This window comes from Gordonibacter pamelaeae 7-10-1-b, from assembly GCF_000210055.1.
In the GTDB taxonomy this organism is placed as follows: Bacteria; Actinomycetota; Coriobacteriia; order Coriobacteriales; family Eggerthellaceae; genus Gordonibacter; species Gordonibacter pamelaeae.
Genome location: NC_021021.1, coordinates 266,228 through 268,593, shown reverse-complemented (window position 1 = coordinate 268,593; position 2,366 = coordinate 266,228). Strand labels below are relative to the sequence as shown.

The following is a 2,366-nucleotide window of genomic DNA, read 5'->3' as shown; positions in this document are numbered from 1 at the left end:
CCGCCGCGCCGCCAGCCGCTCGAGCGCCTCCCTGCGCGCGAGCATGCGCTCCAGCTCCCAGTGCTCGCGCAGGATGTCGCCGATGTCGCGCGGGTTGTGCGCGATCTCCCTCACGGCCTCGATGGGCTTCGCGTCGGCCACGCGGTAGGTGAGCATGCCCAGAAGCGGCATGAGGAACACGGTGATGGCTCCGGCCGCCACCAGCACGCTGGCCGTCTCCTGCGGCATGGCGCCCGCGCTCACGGCCACCGACGTGACGGCCACGATGATGGGCAGCGCCGTCGTGCAGTACAGCGCGATGGTCAGGCGGTTGTGCGTGGATATGTCGCGCGTGTCCTTGCCGGTCGAGAGCGCGACGAAGATGGGCACGGCGCGGATGAGCAGCAGAAGCGCGATGAAGCCCACCAGCACCTCGGGCTGCTGGAACACGGCCGCCAGGTCGATCTTCGCACCGGAGACCACGAAGAAGATGGGTATGAGGAAGCCGTACGCCACGCCGTCCAGCTTGTGCTCGAGCGCGTGGTCGCCCTCGGGGATGATGTAGCGCAGCACGAAGCCCGCCGCGAACGCCCCCAGCACGATGTCGAGGTCGAACGCGGCCGACAGGGCCACCAGCCCCACCAACAGGAGCACCGTCACGCGCATCATGGTCTGCGAGGTGCCCTCGGCGTTGGCGGTGAGGAAGCGGAACAGCCGGTGGCCGGCCTTCTTCGCCTTGGCGGGCACCACCGCCACCAGCACGCACAGGGCCATGAACGCCACCAGGATGAGCACGGTCTTCCACTCGGCGCGCGTCGACAGCAGAAGCGCCATGGCAAGCACCGGGCACAGCTCGCCCCACGTGCCGTAGGCCAGGACGGACTCTCCCACGCGCGTGCCCATGAGCTCGCGCTCCTTGAGGATGGGCATGAGCGTGCCGAGCGCCGTGGTGGTCAGCGCGATTGCCACGGCCACGGACTCTATCTCGTTCACGAACAGGCCGCTGGCGAAGTGCACGAACAGGAAGGCCAGCACGATGGACACGGCCCAGGTGGCCAGGCCCCGCTTGCCCTGGGAGCCGGTGAGGCTCCTCGGGTTTATCTCGTAGCCTGCCAGCAAAAACAGGAAGGCCAGGCCCAGGTCGGACAGCAGCCCCACCGAGTCGGTGAGCTCGATGGCGCCCACGAGGTTCGGCCCGAGCACGGCGCCGGCGATGAGCAGGAACACCGTCTCGGGAATGAGCTTGCCGGGGATGAGCTTGGCCAGGATGGGGCACGCCGCCGCGACGAGCGCGATGATGGCGAGCGAGATGAGGTCGACGGGCATGGAGGGCCTTTCGGGCGAGCGGAAACAACGTTTGCAGACGGACGATGCCATTGTAGCGCAACGGAGGGGGAGGGCATCGTGGTATGCTTAGGGGCGCACACAGAGCACGTAGCGCCCGCCGCCCCTGCGGCGCGGGCGGGCAGGAGAAGGAGCGAACCCCATGATCGTCACCATCGAGGTCTCCGCCGAGGGCCGCCGGCCCCGTGCCGGCTTAGGGCGGGCGCGGGCCCATGGCTAAGAGGGAGGAGCTGCCAGAGCGACGGCTGGCCCAGGCGTCCCCGCTCAAGCGGCAGGCGTTCCTTGCCTTGGAGGACGTACGCGCGGCGCGCGGCGCGGCGCGGGCGGTGGGCATCGCGCTGTTCGCGCTCATCGTGGCGAACGCGCTGCTCGTGTTCGCCGAGCCGCAGATCGACGTGTCGTCGGGCGTGGCGCATGCACTGCTCGTGTTCGGCCTGGCCTCGAGCGTGTGCTTCGCGGCGGAGTATGCGGCGCGCCTGTGGGTGGCCGACCTCGTGCATCCTTGCTGCGGGCCCGCGAGGGCGCGGCTGCGCTACGTGCTCTCGCCCATGGGGCTCGTCGACCTGCTGGCGTTTTTGCCGGGGCTGCTGGTGTTGGCGGTGCCGGTGTCCGCCTCGGCGCTCAACGCCGCGCGCATCATCCGCCTGCTGCGGCTCGTCAAGCTGTCGCGCTACATGCGCGGTCTGCGCTCCATCGCGCGCGTGTTCGCGAAGCGACGCCAGGAGATCGTTGCCGCGTTCACGGTGCTGGGGCTGCTCACCGTCACAGCCAGCGTGCTCATGTACGAGGCCGAGCACCCCGTGCAGCCCGATCGGTTCGACAGCGTGCTCACGGGCATGTACTGGGCCATGACCACCATCACCTCCACGGGTTACGGCGACCTCGTGCCCGTGACGGCGGCGGGGCGGCTCATCGGCTTCGCCACCATGCTGCTGTCCATAGGCGTGGTGGCCATCCCGGCGGGCATCTTCTCGGCCGGATTCGTGGCGGAGTTCCGCGCGCAGGACGCCCGCGCCCGCGTGCGGCGCGGCGAGGGGGACGGG

Annotated in this window: 2 protein-coding genes; one reads left to right on the top strand and one right to left on the bottom strand. The window is 69.9% G+C overall.

Features of this window, described 5'->3' with window-relative positions:
* Positions 1 to 1,305: cation:proton antiporter (locus GPA_RS01180; protein ID WP_041238734.1), on the bottom strand; the 1,305-nt coding region annotated here is incomplete at its 3' end.
* Positions 1,306 to 1,535: 230 nt separating this feature from the next.
* Here GPA_RS01180 and GPA_RS01175 point away from each other — a divergent pair.
* On the top strand, positions 1,536 to 2,366 hold an 831-nt coding region (locus tag GPA_RS01175), incomplete at its 3' end, for an ion transporter (protein WP_083808816.1).